This is a genomic window from Qipengyuania sp. B-5 (assembly GCF_056857815.1).
This window is the reverse complement of sequence record NZ_JBSXNU010000051.1, coordinates 77,615-102,215: the sequence shown is the minus strand read 5'-3', so window position 1 is coordinate 102,215 and position 24,601 is coordinate 77,615. Positions and strand designations below refer to the sequence as shown.

Annotated in this window: 22 protein-coding genes and 1 tRNA gene; 10 read left to right on the top strand and 13 right to left on the bottom strand. The window is 59.9% G+C overall.

Annotated features, from left to right (window positions below; all coding sequences use genetic code 11):
• Positions 1 to 199: 199 nt before the first annotated feature.
• Complete coding sequence (rimO, locus tag AC13CE_RS10890) at positions 200 to 1,579, bottom strand: 30S ribosomal protein S12 methylthiotransferase RimO (RefSeq protein ID WP_482972390.1); 1,380 nt, start codon at positions 1,577 to 1,579, stop codon at positions 200 to 202.
• 86 nt (positions 1,580 to 1,665) lie between these two features.
• Between rimO and AC13CE_RS10885 the strand changes: the two genes are divergently transcribed.
• Positions 1,666 to 2,076 (top strand): DUF1761 domain-containing protein, encoded by a 411-nt coding sequence (locus AC13CE_RS10885; protein ID WP_482972389.1) that lies wholly within the window; start codon positions 1,666 to 1,668, stop codon positions 2,074 to 2,076.
• Positions 2,077 to 2,084: 8 nt separating this feature from the next.
• On the opposite strand, the gene AC13CE_RS10880 is transcribed toward AC13CE_RS10885, so the two are convergent.
• The 3 genes from AC13CE_RS10880 to serS are packed head-to-tail and all read right to left on the bottom strand — an operon-like array spanning position 2,085 to position 5,297.
• Positions 2,085 to 3,212 (bottom strand): potassium channel family protein, encoded by a 1,128-nt coding sequence (locus AC13CE_RS10880; RefSeq protein ID WP_482972388.1) that lies wholly within the window; start codon positions 3,210 to 3,212, stop codon positions 2,085 to 2,087.
• A 43-nt stretch (positions 3,213 to 3,255) separates the two neighbouring features.
• Complete coding sequence (surE, locus tag AC13CE_RS10875) at positions 3,256 to 4,020, bottom strand: 5'/3'-nucleotidase SurE (protein ID WP_482972387.1); 765 nt, start codon at positions 4,018 to 4,020, stop codon at positions 3,256 to 3,258.
• Positions 4,017 to 5,297: a serine--tRNA ligase gene (gene serS, locus AC13CE_RS10870; protein ID WP_482972386.1), complete on the bottom strand. Its 1,281-nt coding sequence runs from the start codon at positions 5,295 to 5,297 to the stop codon at positions 4,017 to 4,019. The genes surE and serS overlap by 4 nt, the downstream gene beginning before the upstream one ends.
• Positions 5,298 to 5,383: 86 nt before the next feature.
• On the opposite strand from serS, the gene AC13CE_RS10865 reads away from it, so the two are divergent.
• Positions 5,384 to 6,733: a sulfotransferase family protein gene (locus AC13CE_RS10865; protein ID WP_482972385.1), complete on the top strand. Its 1,350-nt coding sequence runs from the start codon at positions 5,384 to 5,386 to the stop codon at positions 6,731 to 6,733.
• A 59-nt stretch (positions 6,734 to 6,792) separates the two neighbouring features.
• Here AC13CE_RS10865 and AC13CE_RS10860 read toward each other — a convergent pair whose 3' ends face one another.
• The gene (locus tag AC13CE_RS10860; protein ID WP_482972384.1) at positions 6,793 to 9,123 is read right to left on the bottom strand and encodes a TonB-dependent receptor; all 2,331 of its coding nucleotides are present in this window, start codon (positions 9,121 to 9,123) and stop codon (positions 6,793 to 6,795) included.
• A 119-nt stretch (positions 9,124 to 9,242) separates the two neighbouring features.
• On the opposite strand from AC13CE_RS10860, the gene AC13CE_RS10855 reads away from it, so the two are divergent.
• Together AC13CE_RS10855 and AC13CE_RS10850 are read left to right on the top strand one after the other, a co-directional pair.
• Positions 9,243 to 9,854 carry a TetR/AcrR family transcriptional regulator gene (locus tag AC13CE_RS10855; RefSeq protein WP_482972383.1) on the top strand — a complete coding sequence of 204 codons (612 nt, stop codon included), beginning with the start codon at positions 9,243 to 9,245 and terminating at the stop codon, positions 9,852 to 9,854.
• 55 nt (positions 9,855 to 9,909) lie between these two features.
• Positions 9,910 to 10,167: a hypothetical protein gene (locus tag AC13CE_RS10850; RefSeq protein ID WP_482972382.1), complete on the top strand. Its 258-nt coding sequence runs from the start codon at positions 9,910 to 9,912 to the stop codon at positions 10,165 to 10,167.
• A 101-nt stretch (positions 10,168 to 10,268) separates the two neighbouring features.
• On the opposite strand, the gene AC13CE_RS10845 is transcribed toward AC13CE_RS10850, so the two are convergent.
• The gene (locus AC13CE_RS10845) at positions 10,269 to 11,492 is read right to left on the bottom strand and encodes an MFS transporter (RefSeq protein ID WP_482972381.1); all 1,224 of its coding nucleotides are present in this window, start codon (positions 11,490 to 11,492) and stop codon (positions 10,269 to 10,271) included.
• An 85-nt stretch (positions 11,493 to 11,577) separates the two neighbouring features.
• On the opposite strand from AC13CE_RS10845, the gene AC13CE_RS10840 reads away from it, so the two are divergent.
• Complete coding sequence (locus tag AC13CE_RS10840; protein ID WP_221537814.1) at positions 11,578 to 11,913, top strand: tRNA-binding protein; 336 nt, start codon at positions 11,578 to 11,580, stop codon at positions 11,911 to 11,913.
• Between the two features lie 47 nt (positions 11,914 to 11,960).
• On the opposite strand, the gene AC13CE_RS10835 is transcribed toward AC13CE_RS10840, so the two are convergent.
• Together AC13CE_RS10835 and AC13CE_RS10830 are read right to left on the bottom strand one after the other, a co-directional pair.
• Positions 11,961 to 13,643: a BCCT family transporter gene (locus tag AC13CE_RS10835; RefSeq protein WP_221537813.1), complete on the bottom strand. Its 1,683-nt coding sequence runs from the start codon at positions 13,641 to 13,643 to the stop codon at positions 11,961 to 11,963.
• Between the two features lie 56 nt (positions 13,644 to 13,699).
• Positions 13,700 to 13,775, bottom strand: a tRNA-Thr gene (locus tag AC13CE_RS10830).
• A gap of 91 nt (positions 13,776 to 13,866) precedes the next feature.
• Here AC13CE_RS10830 and AC13CE_RS10825 point away from each other — a divergent pair.
• Complete coding sequence (locus tag AC13CE_RS10825; protein WP_482972380.1) at positions 13,867 to 14,808, top strand: glutaminase; 942 nt, start codon at positions 13,867 to 13,869, stop codon at positions 14,806 to 14,808.
• Here the strand turns inward: AC13CE_RS10825 and AC13CE_RS10820 are convergent.
• Both AC13CE_RS10820 and AC13CE_RS10815 read right to left on the bottom strand, forming a co-directional pair.
• Positions 14,805 to 15,680 carry a DUF2267 domain-containing protein gene (locus AC13CE_RS10820; RefSeq protein WP_482972379.1) on the bottom strand — a complete coding sequence of 292 codons (876 nt, stop codon included), beginning with the start codon at positions 15,678 to 15,680 and terminating at the stop codon, positions 14,805 to 14,807. The two genes, AC13CE_RS10825 and AC13CE_RS10820, sit on opposite strands and share 4 nt — an antisense overlap.
• Positions 15,673 to 16,989: a replication-associated recombination protein A gene (locus tag AC13CE_RS10815; RefSeq protein ID WP_482972378.1), complete on the bottom strand. Its 1,317-nt coding sequence runs from the start codon at positions 16,987 to 16,989 to the stop codon at positions 15,673 to 15,675. The genes AC13CE_RS10820 and AC13CE_RS10815 overlap by 8 nt, the downstream gene beginning before the upstream one ends.
• Positions 16,990 to 17,084: 95 nt before the next feature.
• Here AC13CE_RS10815 and AC13CE_RS10810 point away from each other — a divergent pair, with 95 nt between their 5' ends.
• Entirely contained in the window at positions 17,085 to 17,507 is a 423-nt protein-coding gene (locus AC13CE_RS10810) for a hypothetical protein (RefSeq protein WP_221537809.1), read from the top strand.
• Between the two features lies 1 nt (position 17,508).
• Here the strand turns inward: AC13CE_RS10810 and AC13CE_RS10805 are convergent, their stop codons facing one another.
• On the bottom strand, positions 17,509 to 18,681 hold the full coding sequence (locus tag AC13CE_RS10805) for a glycosyltransferase family 4 protein (protein ID WP_482972377.1): 1,173 nt from the start codon (positions 18,679 to 18,681) through the stop codon (positions 17,509 to 17,511).
• A gap of 253 nt (positions 18,682 to 18,934) precedes the next feature.
• On the opposite strand from AC13CE_RS10805, the gene AC13CE_RS10800 reads away from it, so the two are divergent.
• The 3 genes from AC13CE_RS10800 (at position 18,935) to AC13CE_RS10790 (ending at position 22,955) form a co-directional block, all read left to right on the top strand.
• A complete protein-coding gene (locus tag AC13CE_RS10800) occupies positions 18,935 to 20,092 on the top strand; it encodes a phosphoserine transaminase (RefSeq protein ID WP_482972376.1) in 1,158 nt (385 codons plus the stop codon).
• A 138-nt stretch (positions 20,093 to 20,230) separates the two neighbouring features.
• On the top strand, positions 20,231 to 21,814 hold the full coding sequence (serA, locus tag AC13CE_RS10795) for a phosphoglycerate dehydrogenase (RefSeq protein WP_482972375.1): 1,584 nt from the start codon (positions 20,231 to 20,233) through the stop codon (positions 21,812 to 21,814).
• Between the two features lie 28 nt (positions 21,815 to 21,842).
• Positions 21,843 to 22,955: an ATP phosphoribosyltransferase regulatory subunit gene (locus tag AC13CE_RS10790; protein ID WP_482972374.1), complete on the top strand. Its 1,113-nt coding sequence runs from the start codon at positions 21,843 to 21,845 to the stop codon at positions 22,953 to 22,955.
• On the opposite strand, the gene AC13CE_RS10785 is transcribed toward AC13CE_RS10790, so the two are convergent.
• Positions 22,952 to 23,578: a glutathione S-transferase gene (locus AC13CE_RS10785; RefSeq protein ID WP_482972373.1), complete on the bottom strand. Its 627-nt coding sequence runs from the start codon at positions 23,576 to 23,578 to the stop codon at positions 22,952 to 22,954. The two genes, AC13CE_RS10790 and AC13CE_RS10785, sit on opposite strands and share 4 nt — an antisense overlap.
• Positions 23,550 to 24,494 carry an oxygen-dependent tRNA uridine(34) hydroxylase TrhO gene (gene trhO, locus AC13CE_RS10780; RefSeq protein WP_482972372.1) on the bottom strand — a complete coding sequence of 315 codons (945 nt, stop codon included), beginning with the start codon at positions 24,492 to 24,494 and terminating at the stop codon, positions 23,550 to 23,552. Before trhO ends, AC13CE_RS10785 begins: the two co-directional genes overlap by 29 nt.
• Between the last annotated feature and the right edge of the window lie 107 nt (positions 24,495 to 24,601).

Here is a 24,601-nt window from a genome sequence, read left to right as displayed (position 1 = left end):
TGACGCGGAGGTCACTTTTTTCACCAACCGACGAGAATCCACGCTTTCCGGTGGTTAAAGCCGTAGCAGCAAAACAGGTTAAGAATCGCGGCTCCAGATAATCGAAAACATTCGATTCTGTCGCAGTTTTCCTATTTTAAACAAATCCTTACCACGTGTGCCATTTCCTTAATGGTCGGTTCGGAACGTCTGTGAATAGCTATTTTCCGTAAATCGCCCCGAAAAGATCGTGGGCATCGGCGTCCTCAACTTCGACGTTCACGATATCTCCAGGAGCTATCGTTTTCGGAACATTACGTAGATAGACTGCGCCGTCGATTTCGGGTGCATCGGCTTCGCTGCGGCCCGTGGCTCCGATATCGCCATCCTCATCCGGTTCGCCTACTTCGTCGATGATTACGGGCAGGATCTTTCCTACCTTGGCGGCTAACTTGGCGGCACTGATCCGTTCGGTAACCTCCATAATACGCGCGTAACGCTCTTCTTTGACCTCTTCGGGAACGGGGTCGGGGAGAGAGTTGGCCTGCGCCCCTTCCACCGGTTCGAAGCGAAAAGCGCCTACGCGATCGAGTTGCGCTTCCTCCAGCCAATCGAGCAGATACCGGAAATCTTCCTCGGTTTCGCCGGGGAATCCGACCACGAAGCTCGAACGTATGGCGATATGGGGGCATATTTCACGCCATGATTTCAGCCGTTCCAGGACCTTGGCCTCGTTCGCCGGCCGCTTCATCGATCGCAAGACCTTGGGGCTAGCGTGTTGGAAGGGAATGTCGAGATAGGGCGTCAGCAGACCTTCCGCCATCAGCGGAATGACTGCATCGACATGGGGATAGGGATAGACGTAATGCAGGCGCACCCATGGCGGGGTGCCTCCGCCAATGTCTAATTGCCCAAGCTCCCGCGCAAGATCGGTCATATGGGCCCGAACATCCTGGCCCTTCCACTGACGGCTCTCATGACGCGTATCGACGCCATAGGCGCTCGTATCCTGGCTGATCACCAGCAGTTCCTTGGTGCCGGCCTCGACCAGCTTTTCCGCTTCGCGTAGCACTGCATCGATCCGGCGGCTGGCGAGCTTCCCACGCAGGTCCGGAATGATGCAGAAAGCGCAGGAATGATTGCAGCCTTCGGAAATCTTCAGATAGCTGTAATGGCGCGGCGTCAACTTCACGTCGGGCTGGGGTATCAAGTCTATGAAAGGTCCCTGGGTAGGCGGGGCATATTGATGCACCGCTTCTACAACCTGTTCGTACTGGTGCGCGCCGGTCACTGCCAGTACCTGCGGATGCGCGGCGCGGATCGCATCGGCTTCCTCACCCATACAACCCGTCACGATTACCCGGCCATTTTCAGCGATGGCCTCGCTGATAGCTTGCAGGCTCTCTTCCTTCGCACTGTCGAGGAAGCCGCACGTATTCACCAATACGACGTCAGCACCGGCATAATCGGGGCTCATCGCATAGCCGTCAGCGCGGAGGCGGGTCAGAATGCGTTCGCTGTCCACCAGTGCCTTCGGGCAGCCGAGGGAAACCATTCCGACCTTTTTCTGGTCGGGGATCGAGGTGGTAAAGGTGTTCATAGCTATGTCCGTGAATCGGGCGCGGCCCTACACGGCTTCGCCGCTTTGCGCTAGCACCAGCACGGGTTGCCTGGGAGGAGAGGGAAATGAATCTTCTTGATGTGAACTGGTTGGCGGTCGTCTTGGCGGCGCTTGGCGGATTTCTGGTCGGCGGTATCTGGTATGGCCCTGTCATGGGCAAACGCTGGATGTTGGCCGTAGGCAAGACGGAAGACGATCTCAAAAACATCAATCCTGCCAAGATCTATGGCTTCACTTTCCTGCTCGCATTACTGGCGAGTTGGACTCTGGCGCATACCTTCGCGAGCTACGCCATTGATCTCAGCGACTTTGTCAAAATTCTCACTGCTTTTGGCGTGGCTCTCGGGTTTATCGTTCCCGCTTTGTGGACGAATTATCTGTTTCAGGGGGCAAAGCGACCGCTTTATTTGATCGACGCAGGCTATTGGCTGATTTTCTATACCGTCATGGGAGTGGTGCACGCTCTAATGAGGTGAGAGATCGCTCAGCCGCCTTGGCGCAGGACATCATCCTTGATGTGTCCGTCACCCCGGCTTTCGCCATTCGGGGTCGCGATGATTTCGACGATGATATCGCCGGCCTGCAGATTTTCGCACTCTTCTTCCCAGAACCCAATCGCGCGCCCGTCGCGGTAGACGCGCAGCCCTCTACCGCCGGTGCGCAATTCGCTGATCGCACAGCCGACTTCTTCCTCTGTCACCTTGCGTTCGACCAGTTGTACGCGGCCGGAAATGCTGGCGAGATCCGCTAGATATTCGGCGATATGTTCGCCCTTGGCGCTGCCGGCGAGCAACAGGCCTGTGAAACGTACAGGATTGATGACGTTGTTCGCACCTGCCTGACGGGCAAGCGATTCATTGTCGTCCGCGCGTACTACCACGCTGATCGGAACATGCGGGGCAAGGGCACGGACGGTTAGCGTTATCAGGATCGTGGTATCGTCGCGGCCGGCGGAGATGAGTACGTTCTGGGCCTCACTGATGCGAACTGCCTTAAGCGTCTCGTCACGCGTGGCATCGGCGGCCATAACGTTGCAGCCAAGGGATTCTGCGGCGTGAAGCCTCTCCTCGCTAGGATCGATCACGACGATCGTGCTTGGATCGGTGCCGCGTTCGATCAACTCGGCGACAGCCTCGCTGCCGGAAATTCCATAGCCCAGCACGACGATATGGTTGCTGAGTTGTTCCTGGATTCTGGCCATGCGGAATTTCTCCCAGCTTCGTTTGATAAGGAAGTTGTAGGCCGTGCCCACGAAAATGAAGAGGACGGCGAAACGTACCGGTGTCACGATGACAGCTTCCACCAGCCGCGCGCGGTCCGAAATGGGCGCGATATCGCCAAAGCCGGTCGTGGTGATGGATATCATGGTGAAGTAGATGACGTCGAGGAAGCTGACCTCACCGTCGAGATTGTCGACCAGGCCTTCCCGATCCCACCAGTGGATCATGACCACCACGAATATCAGGAATAGCGCCAGCCCCAACCGGATTCCCAGATCGCCCCAGACAGGAATTCTCGTCGCACGACGCAGCGGCTGGAATCGTGGGCCACGATATACCCGGTTAGTCCTGCCACCCGGAGTAATACGGTCGAGTTGCTTTCTCTCGCTCATCCGGCGCCTAGGTGCGCGAGCACATGGATGCGGTCAATAGCAATCACCTCTGGAAACGCTGCCCGAGCGCTTCCAGAGAGGAGTGATGCGTCAGATCGAGCTGTAACGGGGTGACCGAGACGTAACCGTCTGCAATCGCTTCCAGATCGGTCCCATGGTCGGGTGTGTGTTCGATGGCCTGCAAGCCGAACCAGAAATAGCGGAACCCACGAGGATCGCGGCCTTCCACGACCGTGCCGCGCGAATAATCGTGGAAGCCCTGCGAGACTGCGCGAATGCCCTTCACATCTGCGGGTGCGCGTGGAGGGAAGTTCACATTGACCAGCGTGCGTTCCGGCAAGGGGGTATCAAGCAGGGGGGCCAGTACTTTCGCGCCCCACTCCTGCGCTGCGGCAAAAGACATGTCGTCGCCCGCGTCTTCGCGTCCGATCACCTGGCTTAGCGCGATCGACCGGATTCCCGCGAGTGCGCCTTCGATCGCAGCGGAAACCGTACCCGAGTACGTAATGTCGTCACCTAGGTTGGCCCCTCGGTTGACGCCGGAAAGGATCACGTCGGGCAGGCCGTCCATGACCTGCCTGAGGCCCATGGTTACGGAATCGGTAGGCGTACCGGTAACCGAAAAGCGCCTCTCGCCATGCTTTCGCAGGCGGACCGGGCGTGTGAGGGTGAGCGCGTGGCCCATTCCGGACTGTTCCTCGTCCGGGGCACAGATCCAGATATCGTCCGAGAATTGGCGCGCTATCGCTTCCAGAACTTCCAGACCAGGTGCGTGGACGCCGTCGTCATTCGTCAGGAGGATTTTCACGCCGCGGGCTCCAGCTTTTCGATCCCGCCCATATAGGTAGCAAGGCATTGCGGGACGGTGACGCTGCCATCCTCGTTCTGGTAATTCTCCATCACCGCGACCAAGGTGCGGCCTACGGCGAGGCCCGATCCGTTGAGGGTGTGGACGAAACGGGTCTTCTTTTCGCCTTCGGGACGGTAGCGCGCATTCATGCGGCGAGCCTGGAAATCGCCGGTATTCGAGCAGGAGGAGATTTCGCGATAGGCCCCCTGGCCCGGGAGCCAGACTTCGAGATCGAAGGTCTTGCGCGCGCCGAATCCCATGTCTCCGGTGCAAAGAAACACTCGGCGATAAGGTAAATGAAGCGCTTCAAGTATGTGTTCAGCGCATCGAACCATGCGCTCGTGCTCGGCGGCGCTGTCGTCGGGGCGGCAGATGCTGACCAGTTCCACCTTCTCGAACTGGTGCTGGCGGATGAACCCGCGCGTATCGCGTCCGGCTGCGCCCGCCTCGCTGCGGAAACAGAGCGTATGGGCTGTAAGCCGGATCGGTTCGGCGAGGTCGCCCAGGATCTGATCGGCCACCGAAGCGGTCAGGCTGACTTCCGAAGTGGGGACCAGCCAGCGGTCGTCGGTGGTCCTGAAACTGTCCTCTGCGAATTTCGGCAGCTTGTCGGTGCCATACATCGCGGCATCGTTGACGAGCACCGGCGGATTGCATTCGGTATAGCCGTGCTTGCGCGTCTGCGTGTCGAGCATGAACTGGGCGAGGGCACGGTGGAGGTGGGCAATGTCGCCGCGCAGGAAGGTGAACCGCGCACCGGACAGTTTCGCCCCGGTTTCGAAATCCATTCCGAGCGCGGGGCCCAGATCAGCGTGCTCCTTCGGCTCGAAGTCGAAGTTGCGCTTTTCGCCCCAACTTGAAACCTCGACATTATCGGTTTCGTCCGCACCCTCTGGCACGTCTTCTGCAGGTATGTTGGGCAGGCGGGCGAGCAAGTCTTCGAGCTCGGTGCCGGCCGCATGCTCGGCCTCTTCCCATTGCGGCATGCTCGCCTTGATTTCGGAAACCTCTGCCTTGAGTGCTTCCGCCTTGTCCTTGTCACCCTGGCCCATGGCCTGGCCGATCGCCTTGGAGGCTTCGTTGCGACGGCTTTGCGCTTCCTGGACGCGAGTCTGGGCCTCGCGCTTCTTGGCATCGAGGGCGATGATACGATCGGCGACAGGGTCCGCGCCGCGCTTCTTCATGGCGGCATCGAAGGCTTCGGGGTTGGTCCGGATGAAAGCGATATCGTGCATGGGCTGGCGCTATGCCGACTGCCGGGCTTCATTTCCAGTGCAGAAAAGGTCTGGCACCGATTGGATTGCAGACGGTTTGTCTGTCTATGGCGTTCCTCCCGACCGCCGATCAGAAGACGAGGCCGAGAGACTTGCAAAGCCAAAATTACGTACCTCCGCGACGCAGCCGTTTCATCGATATGGTCGAGGCGGGCATCAGGATCGGCCGAAAGTTCGGTCTGGTGCAGAATGCCAGATGGAGCCGCGACGATCTGATGGGCGAGGTTGCGGATGCATACGGCCTCGACGATTTCGGGGACGAATGGTTCACGCGGCCACTCGACATGCTGCTCGATTCCGTGCGCGCCGAAGCCCACTTGAACGCGGCTGGCGACTTTTCGGCGATGCAGCAGTTCCACCACCTGCTGCGCGATCGGCTGTATGCAGAGATGTGGTACAAGCGGCATCCTGAAATCCTCGCTCGTCCGATCAGGAATCCGGTAGTGATAGTGGGGCCGATGCGCTCGGGCACTACGCGGCTCCACCGGCTTATGTCGGCCGACCGGCGATTTGCCCATCTGCGAAGTTTCGAGACGATCAGCCCGGTACCGCGCCCCGACTTCGAAGAGGTCATGGCAGGCGAGAAGGAGGATTTTCGTCCCATCCTCGCCAGGCGGATCCTGAAGGTTGCGCGGCTGGCCAATCCACGCACGCTATCGATCCATCCGACCGGGCCCTTCGAACCCGAAGAGGAGCTGGGGCTGATCGCTGCCAGCTTCTACGGCATGAAATTCGAAGCGCAATGGCGCGTGCCCACCTATACCCGCTGGTGCGAGCAGGAGAGCGCCGTACCTGCCTATCGTCACATGGCCAATCTCCTGCGCCTGATCGGATGGTCTCAGCAGGAAAGCTCGCTCCGGCCATGGATACTCAAGACCCCGCAACACATGCTGGACCTGCCCGCCCTGCTTGAGGTCTTTCCCGATGCGCGGCTGATCTTCACCCATCGCGATCCGAAATCCGTGGTGGGGAGTGCGGCATCGCTCGCATGGAACCAGACCATTATCTACTCCGACGATGTCATGCCGCAGCCGCATGGACGCGAGTGGCTGCGCAAGACAGAACTGATGATCGAACGTATGCGCAGCGCCCGCGAAAGCATACCGGCGGAGCGGATGATCGACGTTCAATACGATGACATGGACAATAACTGGCGATCATCGATGGAGCGTATCTATCGCTTTCTCGATCTCGACATCGCACCGGCGTTGCCGGGAATGGAAGCCTATATCGCGCGGACAGCGGAATCGAAGCGTGTCCCGCATTCCTATTCGCTCGAGGAATTCGGCCTTGGAGAAGGCGAGGTCTACGAACGGCTGGGAGAATATGCGAGGACCTATGGCATCCCTGCGGAAGGTGGCCTCGGAACGACGCTTCCGGCGATCGCCGCGGGATAGAATGAAGGCGGCGAACCGGTTGCCCGGCCGCCGCCTCTCACGCGGAGTTGATCAAATTTTCAGAACTTGACTTCCCCGGTAACAAAAACGCGGCGAGGGTCGCCGTAGAAGGCAGTCAGGTTGCCTTCGAGGCCTAGGACTGTACCAGTCACGAAGTCGTATCCCGAGACGATATAGCGTTCGTCGAAGATGTTCTTTGCATGGACCCCGATAGAAAAGCGATCGCTATCATCGGTATAGACCAGGCCGAGGTCGATCAGTTCATAGCCATCTTGGTCAAGCGGTCCGGGCAGCTCGAACTGGCTGGTGTCCGAACGCATCGTGATCGAGCCGAGGAAGTCGATGATGCCGCCGCCCACGGGGATGCCAATGTCAAAACCGCTGTGGACCGTGAATTCAGGAGTGTTCTGAATGACGCGTTGGTCGGCAACGTCGTTTCCGAAATTGTCGATGTATTCGTTGAAGCCTGCATCGAGGTAACCGAGCGACCAGTTGAATGTCAGACGGCTGCCGGGGCCTGCAAAATCACGCCCGACAAGTGCATTTCCTTCGAACTCGATTCCGTTGATGTCAGCGCTTGCCGCGTTGGTGGTGACGCCGATAAAGCTGTCGTTGACCCCGTCGCCGTCACTGTCGAAGCCGATGGAGCCTGGGATCTGGACGTCCTTGTACTGGCCTATAAAGCCTGCGAGTGCGATGTTCAGACGATTATCGAGCAGGCTTGCTTTCCAGCCCAGTTCGTAACTGTCGACTGTTTCGGGTTCAAAGCTCAGAAATTCATACTGGTCATCGAAATCGACATCACCGTCTTCATCAATATCGGGGGCGGCGCTCGTCTGGCCACGCGGGTCGAATCCACCACCCTTGAAGCCCTTCGAATAAGAAAGGTAGATCGTCTGATCGATATTCGGTTTGAATGCGATCGAAGCGCGAGGCGTGAATTCCTTGAAGCTCGCGCTCCCCTCGAAGTCGCTGGTAACGACGATGGGCACACCCTCTCCATCGAAAAGATCCGAAAAGCCGCCGATAAAGGTGGTGCGCAAGATGCGGCTGTTTCTTTCATCCCAGGTGTAGCGGCCACCCAGTGAAATACTGAGCTGGTCGGTCAGGTCATAAGTGAAGTCTCCGAATACCGAATAGGTTTCCGTCTTAACATCACCGAGCGTCTGGGCATTGAGTCCCGGGAGGCTGAGAAGATCTCCAGTCGTGAACAGAGCGACGTCGAACGCCGTGAATGCGTTGGCGTCCAAGTAATAGGCGCCGAGTACACCGGAGAGGCGATCACCTTCGACCAAGAGTTGCAATTCCTGGCTGAACTGATCGTTCTCGTAAATTGCCGGAACGTCCAGATCGGCCGCTGGCAGACTGTCGAAATCGATTGGGCTGGTCGAGGCATCCTCGCGGTAGCCCGTGATCGACTTTATCGTCAGCGTATCGCTGAGTTCGTAGGCAATCTGGAGCGCACCGCCATAAGCTTCGACCTCCTGGTCGACCACGTTCAAGCCCGCGCGGGTGTCATACGGATTATCGAGCACAGGCGCGCCGGAAAACGCGCCCGGCAAGAGACGTCCACCCTGGCGCGCTTCGCTGTTATCCTTAACGTAGTCGCCCGAAAGGCGCACGAACAGCGGGCCGCTATCGAACTCAATCGTTCCGCGTGCCGCCCAAACGTCCTTGTTGTAGTTTTCAGTGCCGAGATTGAGGTTTTCGCCAAAACCTCCGCGGGAGAGGCGTGCGCCGCTCGCACCGATGCGCAAACTTTCGCTTACCGGCGTTGATGCAGAGACAACAAGATCGGCCTGATCGTAGGAACCGTAGGTCCCACGGATCTTTACCTGCGCTTCGTCTGGGAGCCTCGCCGTCACATATTTGATTGCGCCGCCGATGGTATTGCGACCGTAGAGTGTGCCCTGCGGTCCGCGAAGCACTTCGATGCGTTCGACGTCATATACATCGAGAACGGCAGCCTGTGGCCGGTTCAGATATACGTCGTCGACATAAAGTCCGACGCCCGCTTCGAATCCGGCGACAGGATCCTGCTGGCCGACACCGCGGATGAAGGCGGTGAGCGTAGTGTTGGTGCCGCGGCTGACTTCCAGCGTCAGGTTGGGCACCTCGTCTGCAATCTCGGTCAGTTCAAGTGTGCCGCCCCGGCTAAGCTCTTCGCCGGAGAGCGCTGTTACCGCGATCGGAACATCGGTAATGCGCTCTGTACGGCGCCGAGCCGTCACTACGATGATGCCGTCGTCATCGGCTTGCGAGGCGTCCTCGCTCAACACCGTTTCCGATTCAATATCCTGCGCGGACTGTGCGGCGGCAGGTGCTGCCCAAGCTGCCGCTGCGGTTCCCGCAAGAAGTGCTGCGCCGAGCCGTATGCTGTGAGTTCTCATTGATTCCCTCCCAAATATATCTCTTTCACCTACCAATATTGAAAACTGAACCACCTTTCAAGTTTCTTCTTGCAAGAGACGCCTGTGGTGCCTAGCCAAGAGAGGCTGGAGGGACGGAAATGGCTGCAAGCGCGACGGAAGATCACAAGGCGCCGCGAACCGAGCGAGGGCGCAAGACGCTGCGTAAATTGCTGGATGCGGCGGCTGGCGAATTCGGTGATCACGGTTTTCACGAAGCGTCGATCAGTTCGATAACGCGGCGTGCAGGTGTGGCGCTTGGAACCTTCTACACCTATTTCGACAGCAAGGACGAAATCTTCCGCGCCTTGGTCGCGGACATGAGCGAGGCCGTGAAATTTGCGGCGCGCGAAGCGATCCATCCCGATATGCAGGCGCTCGAGATCGAACGCGCTGCGCTGGAGGCGTTCCTTCAATTCGCGGGCGAACACAAGGAGGTCTATCGGATCATCGACGAGGCCGAGTTCGTGGATCCGGACAGTTACCGTAGCCACTATGAGACGGTCGGCACACGCATTCTCGAGCGCTTGCGGAGGGGCGCAGAGAGTAGGGCAATGCGCAGCGACCTGGGCGAGATCGAGGCGTGGTCGCTCATGGGAATGAACGTGTTCCTCGGACTTCGTTATGCAATCTGGCGCCGTGACGGAGACCCGGGACCGGGAGAGGTTGCCGAGATCGCAAACCGCTTTCTTCGCACGGGGATCGAGGGCTGATCGGGGCAGGAACGCTTGCCGGTCAACGCCGTTGATTGACCAAAGGAGAATCTACATGATCGGCAAGATTATCGGAGCATATGCGGGCGACAAGCTCGCCAAGAAGACCAGTGGTATCGGAGGCCCCGGCGGTGCGGCATTGGGCGTAATTGCTGCAACGGCACTCCGCCGAATGAGCCTGCCTGCGATGCTGGCACTGGGCGTCGGTGGCTATGTTGCCAAGAAGATGTTCGACAAGAATGAGCGTAAGAAAACGGTGCCTAAGACCACAGCCAGGACCGAGAAGGCCGACGATACTGCCGCCGCTGCATGATAGCTTGATTATGATACCGAAAGGCCGTCCAAATGGGCGGCCTTTTTAATGGCGTGAAGACTGTCGACCGGGCTCTGTCCAAGATGCAGGCCCGTCGGAAGCTATCTGCTGTCCTCCCCTTCCAGAACGGACGCCATGGGAGTCGTGCGTGGCAGGCTCTGAAAGGCTTGTTGCTCTTCTGCGGGGACCGAATCGCTGGCGAAGCTACGCCAGATCCCGAAAATACCGCCGATCAAGGCAAGGCTCCCGAGCACTGCGAAAAGCCCCGAGGGGCCTAGAATGCCCATGCCTGCAGACCCGAGCAGAGGTCCCGCGATCGCGCCAGCCGAATAGGTCAGGACCAGCCCGCTGCTCGCCCCCACCCGTTCCTGTTCGTCCAGATGGTCGTTAGAATGCGCGACACAGAGAGGGTAGAGGGCGAAGGCAAAGCCGCCGAAAAGGCTCCCCAAAGCGATGGTGCCCGCCGCAGGCAGGACAAACAGGCTGAGAGGGGCACAGATCGCCGCGACTGTGAGAAAGCATGCGATTACCACCAGCCGCCGGTCGAAACGGTCGGACAGGATGCCGAGCGGATACTGCAGGACTACGCCCCCTGCGATTACGCAGAAGGTGAACAGCGCGACCTGTGAAAGCTCCATGCCGATGCGCTGGATATACACCGCGCCGAGCGCGTAGAACGCCCCCAGCATTGCTCCGTTCATCAGCGTGCCGACAATGCCCAGTGGCGAAACCCTGTAAAGTCGGCGGATCGAAAAGGGGGTGATGGCTTCGATCTTCGGCTGTTCCATCCGGGTGAGCAGTACGGGCAGCAAGGCGATCGACAGGAGTATTGCCGAAACCATGAAAGGCAGGTCGGGAGACCTGTCACCCAGGTTGAGCAGGAATTGTCCTGACGCCTGCCCGCTATAGAGCGCGATCATATACGCCGCCAAAGCCGTGCTTCGGTTCTGGGGGCTTGCCTGCTGGTTCAGCCAGCTCTCAAGGCAGACGAACACTCCTGCCATCACGAACCCATCGAGGAACCGCAGGACGATCCATATGCCGGGATAATCCAGAATGGCATAAGACAGGCTGGTGGCGGAATACACGGTCACGAACGCTGCGAATGCCCGGATATGCCCGATACGGGCGATTACCCCCTCCACCCGGAGAGACCCGACCATCAAACCGCCGAAATAGCTCGTCGCCACCAATCCGATAAGGAGTGCCGAAGCCCCTGCCAGTTCAAGCCGGATCGCAATCAGCGTCGAAAGAAACCCGCTTCCCGCCATCAGCACGAAGATCGCCAGCAACAAGGTGCGCGCGGGGAAGGCGGGGGAAAGCATCGCCTAGCCCGTATTCCTGCAATGCTCCGGCTTCAACCCGTGTCTGCCATTCGACAAAACCGATATGCGCTTCTAATCATCGCGAATGGATCAGATTACGTTCGACGATTTCCTCAAGGTGGATATCCGCAGCGGCACGGTTGTTCGAGCAGACCCTTTCCCGGAAGCGCGCAAGCCCGCCATCAAGCTGCTCGTCGACTTCGGCGGCGAAATCGGCATGAAGAAGAGCTCTGCTCAGATCACCGAACATTACTCTTGCGAGACTCTGGTCGGGCGAAAGGTGATGGCCGTGGTCAACTTCCCGGCGCGCCAGATCGGACCTTTCATGTCGGAAGTCTTGGTACTCGGCTTTCCGGATGAGGAAGGCAGGATCGTACTCGCTTCTCCGGGCGATGTGCCCGATGGCGCGCGGTTGGCCTGAACGGGGAGTTGTGAAGAACCGGCCGGAATATCCTGCCCGGGCTGCGACTATTTCGCCCCGGTCCATTCGGCGCAGTCGGCGGCAGTGGTGGGCACGCCATGGCGCTCCCGCCTCAGGTCGAACACGACCGCCTTCACGATCGATACAGCCATCAGGGCAACGACGAACGAGAAGGGCAGGGCCCCGATGATCATCGTTATCCGGATGGCGTCGATCCCGCCGAGAATCAGCATCGAACCGACAACAAACGCCAGAGCCACACCCCAGAACAGGATATGACGGCGGCGCTGACCCTCGGTTTCACCTGCACCGTTGATCGTGTTGACGATCAGTATGGCACTATCTGTCGAGGTGATAAGGTAGGTCATCAAAAGGATCACGACGAGACCCGACACGACCGAGAAAACCGGAGGGGACAGAAGCACGGACAGCGTCGCGAATAGCTGGTCCGAAATGCCGGAGTTCACGATAGCGCCACCGGCGGCTCCGCTTAGCTCGAGGTCGATGGCCGTGCCTCCGGCCAGCACCATCCAGAGGAAGCACATCAACGAGGGAACCAGTACCACCCCGAGAACATACTCGCGGATCGTTCTCCCACGAGAAATACGGGCGATAAACATGCCCACAAACGGTGCGAATGCGATCCACCAGGCCCAATAGAAGACCGACCAGTCGAGTTGCCACTGAACCAGCGCATCGCCGGTCTCGCTGCCGCCCGAAAACAGGGTCAGGGAATTCGGTATCAGTGTCCGGAAATAGTCCCATAAGCCCACACCCAGGAGTTTCAGAGCCAACATTCCCGAGCCAACGATGGCGAAAAGTGCAAGAAGTGCGAAAGACAGCCCCAGATTCAGGTTCGACAGCCACTTGATCCCGCGGCCGACTCCCGAAAGGGCACTCAATGTCGAGGCCCCTACAAGGATTACCAGAGCCACAACTACTGCCGCCGCGGAAGACGATCCATCGGTGTCGAGTAGCCAGTCCCCCAGACCAAGCCTGGCGAGTCCGGCAATGAATTGCTCAACGCCGAGACCCATCGTCACCGCCACACCCAGTATCGTTGCCACCACCGCGACGATGTCGATCAGATGGCCGGACAGACCGGACAAGCGAAGCCCGAACAGCGGGGCAAGCGCCGAACGAATGGTCAGAGGCAGGTTTCGCCGATAGGCGACGTAGCCGATCGCCAGCCCCACGAGCGCATAGCTGCCCCATGCGGCGAAACCCCAATGGAGGAAGGTATAGATATAGGCCGGACGTACCGCCTCCGCGGACTGGGCTTCGATAGAACCGCGGATGATCTCGGGATTGTTGGTGAAATGCGCTAGCGGTTCCCCGGTCGAATAGGTCAGCATACCGATGCCGATCCCGGCACCGAATAACATTGCAAACCAGGAGAAGCGGTTGAATTCGGGCGCCTCGTCTTCCGTGCCGATCTTGAGCCGGCCTGCACTCGGCCAGAGGGCAAGAAGGAAGCAGACGGCCATCAGTGCAGCGACCAGATAGACGTACCAGCCTGAAAAACTTGAGATTATGCTGGAATTGGCAGCTGACAAGGTTGCATTGGCACTGACGGGGAAGAAGATCGCCCACATGATCAGCAACGAAACAATGATCTTCGAAGGGATGGTTACCGCGCGGCTGAACCCATCGTAAAATCCACGGTCGTGGGTGATTATGGGCAGTTCCACCAGTGGTGGTGCCATGTCATTGTCAGTTTTCGAAGCCATTCCCCATTCATAGGGAAGCGGCCAAGGGATGCAAATTCAGCGGAGGCTGGTGCGCGTGGTGCCGGCTAGAGGAGTCGAACCCCTGACCTGATGATTACAAATCAACTGCTCTACCAACTGAGCTAAGCCGGCACATCGCAAAGCAGGGCGCGCCTCTGGCGCAAAATCATTCTCGCGTCCAGTCCGATTGCGTCACATCGCACGCACGCCTATCGGCCATGCCATGGACCTGGGCGCAATCGTTACGCAAACATGGGAAGAACTGGCCGACGAGCGGGGCAGCGGTAATCCTGCCCGATATATCCCGGCGCTTGCGTCGGTCGATCCCAAGAAATTCGGCATCGCGCTTGCCACCAAAGAGGGCGAGGTCTTTTGCGCCGGGGATGCCGACGAAGCCTTTTCGATCCAGTCCATCTCCAAGGTTTTCGCGCTGGCTTTGGCGCTGGAGCGACAAGGAGCGGCGCTGTGGGACGTGGTGGGCCGGGAGCCATCCGGGGATGCCTTCAATTCGATCGTCCAGCTGGAGCGGGAAAAAGGCATTCCGCGCAATCCCTTCATCAACTCGGGCGCCATCGTTACCACCGATCGTTTCATCGACACCCGTACGCCGGACGAGGCAGTGGAGGACCTGCTTGGCCGCTTGCGGCGAATGGGGCGAGACGACACGATCTCCTTCGATCCGGAAGTGGCGCGAAGCGAAAGCGAGACCGGGTCGCGGAATCGCAGTCTTGCCTGGTTCCTCGCTGATTTCGGTCGTCTCGTTAATCCGGTTGAAGACGTTCTCTCGGTATATTTCCGCCAGTGCGCTCTTTCGATGAGCTGTCGTCAACTGGCGGAAAGCGCTCTTTTCCTAGCGGTCGACGGGACCGATCCCGTCACAGGCCAGCGAATGTGCAGCGCAAGCCGTGCGCGCCGCATCAATGCGCTGATGCTCATGTGCGGACATTACGACAATTCGGGACAATTCGCTTTCGAGGTTGGGTTTCCGGGAAAATCCGGAGTCGGCGGCGGGATTCTCGCCAGCGTACCGGGCAGGGCCGCCATCGCGGTATGGTCTCCCGGACTGAACCGGGCGGGAACCAGCCTTCTGGGTGCCAAGGCCTTGGCTTCGATCGCGCTCAAGACCGGCTGGTCGATCTTCAGCGGGCAATGGACCGAGCCTTAGAGCGCGCCGAAGGTCCACCCTTCTGTGCGCGCGATATCGCCGGTGAGTCCGGGCGGATTCCATCGGTGCGGCTCGTACGCAACCCGGCGCAACCACGCAGCGGTGAGCAGCGCGTCGGTGGCGTGATCGTCGACCGGGCCGGTGCCGGAAACGGGCGGCGAGCCGAGTACTGCCAGCGCCTCGTTCAATTCATCGTAGCTTCGCATCTTCGCGCTGGACGGGCGTCTTCCAGCCTCCAGGGCAGCAAGGCTGGTATAGATTTCGACCAGTACGGAACCCTTCGGCGGTAGCGGATCGACCGGCCAGACGGGGAGGTGACCGCGGAGCCGGTGGAGCATCCGCATCCCTGTCAGGCTCGACTTGCCCACTTGTGCCGCGCCCACGAGATTGAAGTTCGAATAGGGTTTGCAGGCCATTGCCGCCTGTGCCTGCTCGGTAACGCGGAAACGGCCACGACCATGACTGGCGCCATCGCAACCGAAACGAGAACCGGTTTCGGCCCCATCCCGAAAATAAGGGCGCAAGTCCGGGTGAGCGACAAAGGCATTGGCGCCCAGATTCGCTTCTTCACCTGCAATGTGATCGATGAGCGCCCAAAGCGAAGGTCCGTCTGGGGGAGAGTGGTCCCAGCCGGGGAAGTAGGCTCCGCAATCGGCATGCGGCAAAGCGATCCCGAGATCGAGTCCGACCAGCGTATCGGCTGGAAGCCGCTCGCGCAGGACAAAGAGCACATCCTCGCGAGACCAGACATGCTCCGCCAGAACTGGCGGCCCACCTTCGGCATCGGCGATGGCCAGAGCAATACCCTTTTGCCGCGGGCCCTTTGCACCAGACCAGTCGATGGCGATGAAATGGCGAAAGCGGCTATCCACGTTCGCGCCGAAGCTTGTCCCAATATTCCAACCGCTTCGTCACTTCGCACTCGAAACCGCGTTCGACCGGTTCGTAATAGCGTTGAGGCTCCATTTCGTCGGGCCAGTAATTATGACCGGAAAATCCATCCTCGGCATCGTGATCGTATCTGTAGCCCGAGCCGTAGCCGATATCCTTCATCAGCTTGGTGGGCGCATTGAGGATATTTTGCGGCGGCATCAGGCTGCCCGTTTCCTTCGCGGACTTGTAAGACGCTTTCTGCGCCTTGTAGACCGCGTTGGATTTGGGCGCCGTGGCGAGATAGGTGCAGGCCTGGACCAGGGCGAGTTCTCCCTCGGGGCTGCCCAGGAATTCATAAGCGTCCTTGGCCGCCATGCATTGGACCAGCGCCTGAGGATCGGCCATGCCGATGTCTTCCACCGCCATACGGACGAGCCGGCGTGCCAGAAAGCGCGGTTCTTCACCTGCAGTAAGCATGCGCGCGAGGTAATAGAGACTGGCCTGCACGTCGCTTCCCCGGACAGCTTTGTGCAAGGCGGAGATGAGGTTGTAATGCCCCTCGCGGTCCTTGTCATAGACCGCCACGCGCCGTTGCAGGAACTTGCCGAGCGCGGCGGGATCGAGCTGCTCCTCGATCTTGGCATTGTACAGCGTTTCGGCCTGGTTGAGCAGGAAGCGACCGTCACCGTCGGCGCTGGCAATCAACGCATCGCGGGCCTCGGCGGTGAGGGGGAGGGGCCCTTCGAGCTCCTCGGCCCGTCCAAGCAAATGCCCCAATGCCTTGCGGTCCAGCCTCTGTAGAATTAGCACCTGCGCGCGGCTGAGAAGTGCGGCGTTGAGCGCGAAGCTAGGGTTCTCGGTAGTCGCACCGACCAGCGTTACCGTTCCGCGCTCGACAAACGGCAGGAAACCGTCCTGCTGGGCCCGGTTGAAGCGGTGGATTTCGTCCACGAACAGCAAAGTGCGCTGGCCCGCTTCGGCGGCCTTGTCCGCAGCTGCGAAGGCCTTCTTCAGATCGGCTACTCCGCTGAAGACGGCAGACACGCTTTCGAAGCGCATTCCTACGCTGTCTGCCAACAGCCGTGCGATGGTGGTCTTGCCTGTGCCGGGGGGACCCCACAGGATCATGCTCGACAGGCGGCCCGCAGCGACCATGCGTCCGATCGCGCCATCCGGGCCGGTTAGGTGATCCTGCCCGATAACTTCGTCGAGGCTGGTGGGTCTGAGCCGGTCGGCGAGTGGCGCATCCTCGCGCAGAATTTCTGTGCGTGGTGTCTGGGGCGGATCGTTGGCGAATAGGTCGGCCATGGTGAAGCGACTTAGGGTGTGTTTCGGCATTTTGCCATCGCCGAACAATGGACTATAGCTTTTCCGTAATGCGGGTTGATGGGGAGGCTTGCGAAATGAACGTGGAAACCAAAACGCCGTGGCACTTGTGGGTAGTGGGGATCCTCACGCTGCTGTGGAACGCGGTCGGCTGCTGGAGTTATACGAGCACGCAGCTCGGCATGCTCGAAGGCTACGGGATGTCAGACGAGGCGATCGCCTACGTCACCGAATTTCCCGCTTGGGCAGATGCCCTATGGGCTTTGGGTGTATGGGGCGCGCTGGCCGGTTCGATCCTGATCCTGCTACGTTCGCGTCATGCCGTAACCGCGATGCTGGTCGCTCTGGTAGGCCTCGTCGGCACCACGATCTACCAGCGGATGCTGACCGAACTCCCCGCCGATATGGCCGGTCTCGGCCTGCCGATCGCTATCTGGGCCACCACTCTGTTCCTGACCTGGTATGCGTTCCGAATGAGATCGGAAGGCGTGTTGCGCTGATCTAGCGGGCGGCCGAGCGTTGGCCGAGCAACCTTAGATAGGTGTCGACCACCGCCTGGTTGATCGCGTCCCAGCTATAGGCGCGCGCGGCTATTTCGCCTGCCCTACCATGGGCCAGGCGCAAGGCATCGTCGGTGCAATAGGGGGCAAGGGCCTCTGCACAACCTTTTGAAAAGGCATCCGTCTTGCTCGGCGGAACGAGTCGCCCTGTTTTTCCATCCTTGACCAGGCTGGCGGCGCCAGTTGCCCCAGCAGCTACGACCGGCAACCCGCAAGCCATCGCTTCCAGAGTAACATTGCCGAATGTTTCGGTGATCGAGGGATTGAAGAAGATGTCTCCGCTGGCGAGCGCACGTCCGAGGTTCCTTCCCGTCTGGAACCCGACGAAGGTTCCTCCCGGTAGAGCTTTCTCGAACCAGCTGCGAGCCGGCCCGTCGCCGATCACGAGCACTTTATGCGGTACCTGCCGCTTGCGAAGTTCGACGATGGCATCGGCGAATACGTCGAGACCCTTCTCCATCACCAAGCGTCCCAGAAATACGATGGCGACATCGTCGTCGTCCAGCCCGTTGGCGCGGCGCCATTCCATGTCACGTCTGGAAGGGTCGAAAACCTCGCGGTCGACGCCGCGGGACCAGATCGCGATGTCGTGATGCATGCCTTGCGATTTCAGCTCGTCGATCTGGCTTTGCGAAGGTGCGACCAGCGCATCGCAGCGATTGTAGAAGCGGCGGAGCAATGCCTCCACGGCTGGTTCGAGGAACGCGAGGCCGTAATATCGCGGATAGGTTTCGAACCGGGTATGCACGCTGGCGAGGACTGGCACGTCCTGCTTGCGGGCCCATTTGAGCGCTGCGTGGCCGGTGGGATCCGGTGAGGCAATGTGAATCAGGTTCGGCGTGAATTCCGCAAGATCGCGGCGGGCTTTCTCGTCAAGTCCCAGAGGAAGGCGATATTCGCCGCGTCCCTTTACCGGCATGCGCACATTGGGCACGCCCACGAGATCGCCGGTCGCTTTGAAGTCGGGTTTCTCCACGACAGGAGAATAGACCCTCAGCGCCGCTCCCTGCCTGAGCAGGTAATCCGCAAGGCGATTGAGCGCCTGATTCGCACCGTCACGGGTATAATTGTAGTTCCCGCTGAAAAGCGCGATGCGAAGATCGGTAACATCCATCGCGCGCGGCCATAGGAAAAGGCGCGGCGTTTGGCGAGTGGGCAGAGCACTTCGTTGTGATGGCTGAGGTTATCGCCCTCTTGCACTCTGCGCGCCGCTCCGGAACGAGAGCGCGTTTCACGGACCAATCCCACGAACATCCGCTTGGGCGGCGCATACCTATTTCGCATTGACTTGAACCCGGGCAACTTTATTGCCGCCGGCGGGCCACGCGGTCCCAACGCCGCGCGAGCTCTCTGGAAGGAGAGAATACATGACTGCCGAACCGACGCTCAAACCCGAGCGCCCATTTTTTTCGTCGGGTCCGACCGCCAAGCACAAGGGCTGGTCTGCCGCAAATCTCAAAACCGAATCGCTCGGACGCTCGCATCGCAGCGCTCTTGGCAAGTCGCGGCTGAAATACGCCATCGACCTGTCGAAAGAGATGCTCGGCGTGCCCGAGGATTACCTCGTCGGCATCATGCCGGCCTCGGACACCGGCGCGCTGGAATGCGCGATGTGGACGATGCTGCGCCCCGATCGCCCGGCCACCGTTGCGGCATGGGAAAGCTTCGGCAATGTCTGGATCCAGGACGCGGTTAAGCAGCTCAAGCTGCCGAAATTGACCACGCTCGACGCCGATTATGGCGAAATTCCCGATCTCGCCTCGATTCCGCAGGACAATGATGTCGTCTTCACCTGGAATGGCACGACCTCGGGCGCGAAGATCCCGAACACCGACTGGCTTGCTCCGGGCCGTGAAGGCGTGACGATCAACGATGCGACCAGCGCCGTCTTCGCGATGGAGATGGACTGGGCCAAGCTCGATGCCACGACCTACAGCTGGCAGAAGGTGATGGGCAGCGAAGCCCAGCACGGCATGCTGATCCTTAGCCCCAAGGCGGTGAACCGGATCGAGGAATACGACCCCGAATGGCCGCTGCCCAAGCTATTCCGCCTGAAGAAGGGAGGAAAGATCAATACCGGCATTTTCGAGGGCGCCACGATCAACACGCCCTCCATGCTGGCGACGGAAGATTACATCGACGCGCTCGAATGGGCGCAGGCGATGGGTGGACGCAAGGCCATGTTCGAACGCGCCGATGCCAATGCCAAGTTGGTCAAGGACTGGATCGAGGCGACGCCGTGGCTGCGCAACATGGTCTCCGACCCGGCCAAGCAGACGAACACCGGCGTGTGTTTCGTCTTCCAGGGTGATTGGTACGACAGCCTGTCCAACGAGGAAAAGGCAGGCGTTCCGAAGAAGATCGTCAAGCTGCTCGAAGAGCGCGATGTCGGCTACGATTTCAACGGCTATCGCGATGCCCCGCCGTCTCTGCGCATCTGGTGCGGCGGCACGGTCGAGCAGGAGGACTTGAAGCGTCTCCTGCCATGGATCGAGTGGGCCTACGAGCAGGTCAAGAACGGCTAACGCGCCCCGTAAACAATTTTCCCGTTCAGGCTGAACCTGTCGAAGCCCTGTCGTTCTTCTTAAGCGATCCCCCAAAAGTGAAGTGCGACACTTCGACAGGCTCAGGGCGAACGGTTTTCAGAGTTCCGGAGTAATCCAATGACCAAACCCAAAGTCCTCATCAGCGATAAGATGGACCCGAACGCAGCGCGCATCTTCGAAGAGCGGGGCTGCGACGTCGATGTGAAGCCGGGCATGACACCTGATGAACTGAAGGCCGTGATCGGCGAATACGATGGTCTCGCCATTCGCAGCGCCACCAAGGTCACCGCCGAAATTCTCGACGCGGCGACCAATCTCAAGGTCATCGGCCGTGCCGGCATAGGCGTGGACAATGTCGACATTCCCTATGCCAGCGGCAAGGGCGTGGTGGTGATGAACACGCCGTTCGGCAATTCGATCACGACTGCCGAACATGCAATCGCCATGATCATGGCGCTCGCCCGGCAGATTCCCGCCGCCGACCGCCGTACGCAAGCTGGCGAATGGCCGAAGAACGATTTCATGGGCGTGGAAGTTACCGGGAAGACGCTTGGCCTGATCGGCGCGGGCAATATCGGCTCTATCGTCGCGGCCCGTGCTCAGGGACTGAAAATGAAGGTAGTCGCTTTCGATCCCTTCCTGACTGCGGAACGCGCGCTGGAGATCGGTGTGGAGAAGGTCGATCTCGACACGCTGCTCGCGCGTGCCGATTTCATCACGCTTCACACGCCTTTGACCGACGAAACGCGCAACATTCTCTCGAAGGAAAACCTTGCCAAGACCAAGCGGGGCGTGCGCATCGTCAATTGTGCGCGCGGCGGGTTGATCGACGAGGAAGCTCTCGCCGAGGCGCTCGATAGCGGACAGGTTGCAGGCGCGGCACTCGACGTGTTCCAGACCGAACCGGCAAAAGACAGCCCGCTGTTCGGCAAGCCCAATTTCATCTGCACGCCGCACCTCGGCGCCAGCACCACCGAAGCGCAGGTCAATGTCGCGCTGCAGGTGGCCGAACAGCTGGCCGACTATCTCGTCAATGGCGGGGTTACAAACGCGCTCAATATGCCGAGCCTGTCGGCAGAGGAGGCACCAAAGCTGCGCCCCTACATGAAACTTGCCGAAAACCTCGGCAGCCTCGTGGGGCAATTGGCCCACGGCAACCTCACCAAGATCAGTATCGAGCGGGAAGGTGCAGCGGCCGAGCTTTCTGGAAAGCCCATCGAAGGCGCAGTCCTGGCGGGGCTGATGCGCCAATATTCGGACACGGTGAACATGGTCAACGCGCCCTACCTCGCCAAGGAAAGGGGGCTCGATATCCGTTCGATCCGCCACGAGAAAGAAGGCGCCTACAATACTCTGCTCCGGGTAACCGTGGGTACCGACGCAGGTGACCGATCTGTGGCAGGCACGCTGTTCGGTTCCGACGCACCGCGCCTGACCGAAATCTTCGGCGTCCGGATCGAGGCCGAACTCGATGGGCACATGCTCTATATCGTCAACGAAGACGCGCCGGGTTTCATCGGCCGTATCGGATCGTTGCTTGGCGAGAACGGCATCAACATCGGCACCTTCAACCTTGGCCGACGGTCTGCGGGCGGCGAAGCCATCCTACTGCTCAGCGTCGACCAGCCGATCCCGGACGGCGTGGTCAAGAAAGCCTGCGCCCTCGAAGGCGTAAAGACCGTCATGCCGCTGGAATTCTGATCCGCGATAGGGCAGGGGACGCCGCGCAATGAACCAGCTCGACGATCTCCTGCCCATCGGCCTCGAAGACGCGCTTCCCGGGCGTTCGGCCATCATCACGCGTGCGATGCGCGAAATCCTCCGGGTGATGGACAGTCATGGATATGACCGCGTTCGCCCGCCCTTGATAGAGTTCGAGCGCTCTCTGGCTGGCCGGATGGAAGGTGTGGCGACACGCCGCATGGTCCGTTTCACCGATCCGGAAAGCCTGCGCACCCTGGCCTTGCGAGCGGACATGACGGTTCAGGTCGGGCGGATCGCTGCGACCGGGCTCGCTGATGCGCCGCGCCCGCTCAGGCTTTGCTATGCGGGGGATGTGGCGCTTTTGAGGGCGGACCAACTCGATCCGGCTCGCCAGCGGCTGCAACTGGGTGCCGAATTGATCGGGAGCGACAATGTCGCTGCGGCGATCGAGGCGGTGATAGTGGCGCTCGATGCGCTGGAGGCTGCGGGCGTTACCGGCCTTTCGGTCGACTTCACGCTTCCGGATCTCGTCGATACGCTGGCGGACAAGGCGCTGCCGCTCGACGCAGACAAGCGCGAGGCGGTTCGGCGCGAACTCGACATGAAAGACGCTGGCGCGCTCAAGGCGGCAGGCGGCGCGGATTATCTCCCCTTGCTCTATGCTACTGGCCCCTTCGACGAGGCGATAGAAAAGCTGGCCGCACTCGATGCGGGCGGTGCACTTGCCACGCGGATTTCAGGTTTGCGTAACGTAGCCGATACGCTAGGAAGCCGTGCGCGCCTGACGCTCGATCCTTCCGAGCGGCATGGATTCGAATATCAGAGCTGGTTCGGATTCACTTTGCATGCGAGGGGCGCGCGGGCAGCACTGGGCCGGGGCGGGACCTATGCCATCAAGGGTAGCGAGGAGGCGGCCACCGGCTTTTCCCTGTATATGGAGCCCTTGCTCGAAACGCTCGGTACCGGTTCAGAAAAGAGCCGTGAAACAGTGTTCCTGCCGCTGGGACATGATCGAGACGCCGCCGCACGCCTGCGCAGCGAAGGATGGAGAACCGTCGCGGCCATCGATGAAGAGGATGATGCGGTGCGTCTGGGTTGTTCCCACATTCTTAAGGATGGCACGCCCATCGGGCTTTAATCGGCAACCCACCGGTCGTGCTTGGCCATGATACCGGCAAACAGTTCCGAACTTACCAGTCCGTCGAGCCAATGCCGCACCTTGGGCAAGTCTTGCGCATCGAACCAATCCCGGTCGGCATTCGCGAACTGGCGAACGAACGGGAATATGGCGATGTCGGCGAAACCGCGCCTCTCGCCGCAAAGGTAGGGCGAATCCGCAAGGCGATCGTCGAGAACCCGCAGGTGCCTCACGGCTGCCGAGCCATGTTCCTCCGGATCGACCTCGTGGTACCGCGTGGAATATTTGTACCGATCGAGATGGTGCTTGAAAGGTCCGTCATTTGCCGTGACCAATTCGGGATCATCGCGGTCCAGCCAGCCTTCGGGATCACATCGATTGAGAGCCCAGCGCATGATGTCGATACTTTCTTCCAGGACGTCGCCTTCTGCTGTCACGAATACCGGCACGGTTCCTTTAGGCGATGCTTCGAGCATCTGCGGAGGCTTGTCGCGCAACACGACTTCGCGGTGTTCATACTCAGCCCCACTAACTGCCAGCGCCATTCGGGCACGCATTGCGTAGGGGCAGCGCCTGAAGGAGTAGAGTACCGCCTTACCCATCGTCTGTCTTGCGTCCGACATGCTCCTCGCCGCGAGCCTCGGCCAGCTTCGCCTGGCGCTGACGTTCCGCATATCGAGCGCGTTGCTCTTCGCTGCGCTCCGGATAGCATCGATGACAGGAAACACCCTCGACATAGTGCTCATGCGCAAGGTCTGTCTCGTTCAGCGGACGGCGGCAGGCGCGGCACAGGCTGTGTGACCCCACCTCGAGACCATGTTTTACACTCACGCGCTCGTCGAACACGAAGCATTCACCCTGCCAGCGGCTTTGGGCTTCGGGCACTTCTTCCAGATATTTCAGGATGCCGCCCTTGAGGTGATAGACCTCGTCCAGACCTTCCGATTTCAAGAAAGCGGTCGATTTTTCGCAGCGGATGCCGCCGGTGCAGAACATTGCGATTTTCGGTTTGCGCCCTTCGGCCTCGAAGTCGGCCCTGCGCGCGCGAAACCATTCGGGAAATTCACGGAAGCTTTTGGTCGCCGGATCGATGGCGCCCTCAAAAGTACCGATCGCAACTTCGTAATCATTGCGCGTGTCGATCAGGATGGTGCCGGGATCCGAAATCAGCGTGTTCCAGTCTTGCGGATCGACATAGGTGCCGACACCTTGCAGTGGGTCCAGATCGGGCTGGCCCATGGTCACGATCTCCCGTTTCAGACGCACCTTGGTGCGATGAAAGGGCATCTCGGCAGCGCGTGATTCCTTCCATTCGAGATTGTCGCAACCGGGCAATGTTCGAATATGGTCGAGAACTTCCCCGATCCCTGCATCGCTACCCGCAATCGTGCCGTTGATGCCCTCGTTCGCCAGCAGCAGCGTACCACGAACGCCATTCCTTTCGGCGCAGTCGAGCAGCTCCTCGCGCAGGGCAGAGGGATCCTCGAACCGCGTGAAATGATAGAGCGCGGCGATACGGATGGGGCGATGGTCGATCACGGCGGCGCCGATAGCAGTGAATCGATCATGCCGCACCCCCGATTGTCAGTCTTGAATTCGGCCGAAGCCGCGTCTCATCCCACCTTCCGGCTCACCCATATCGGCGA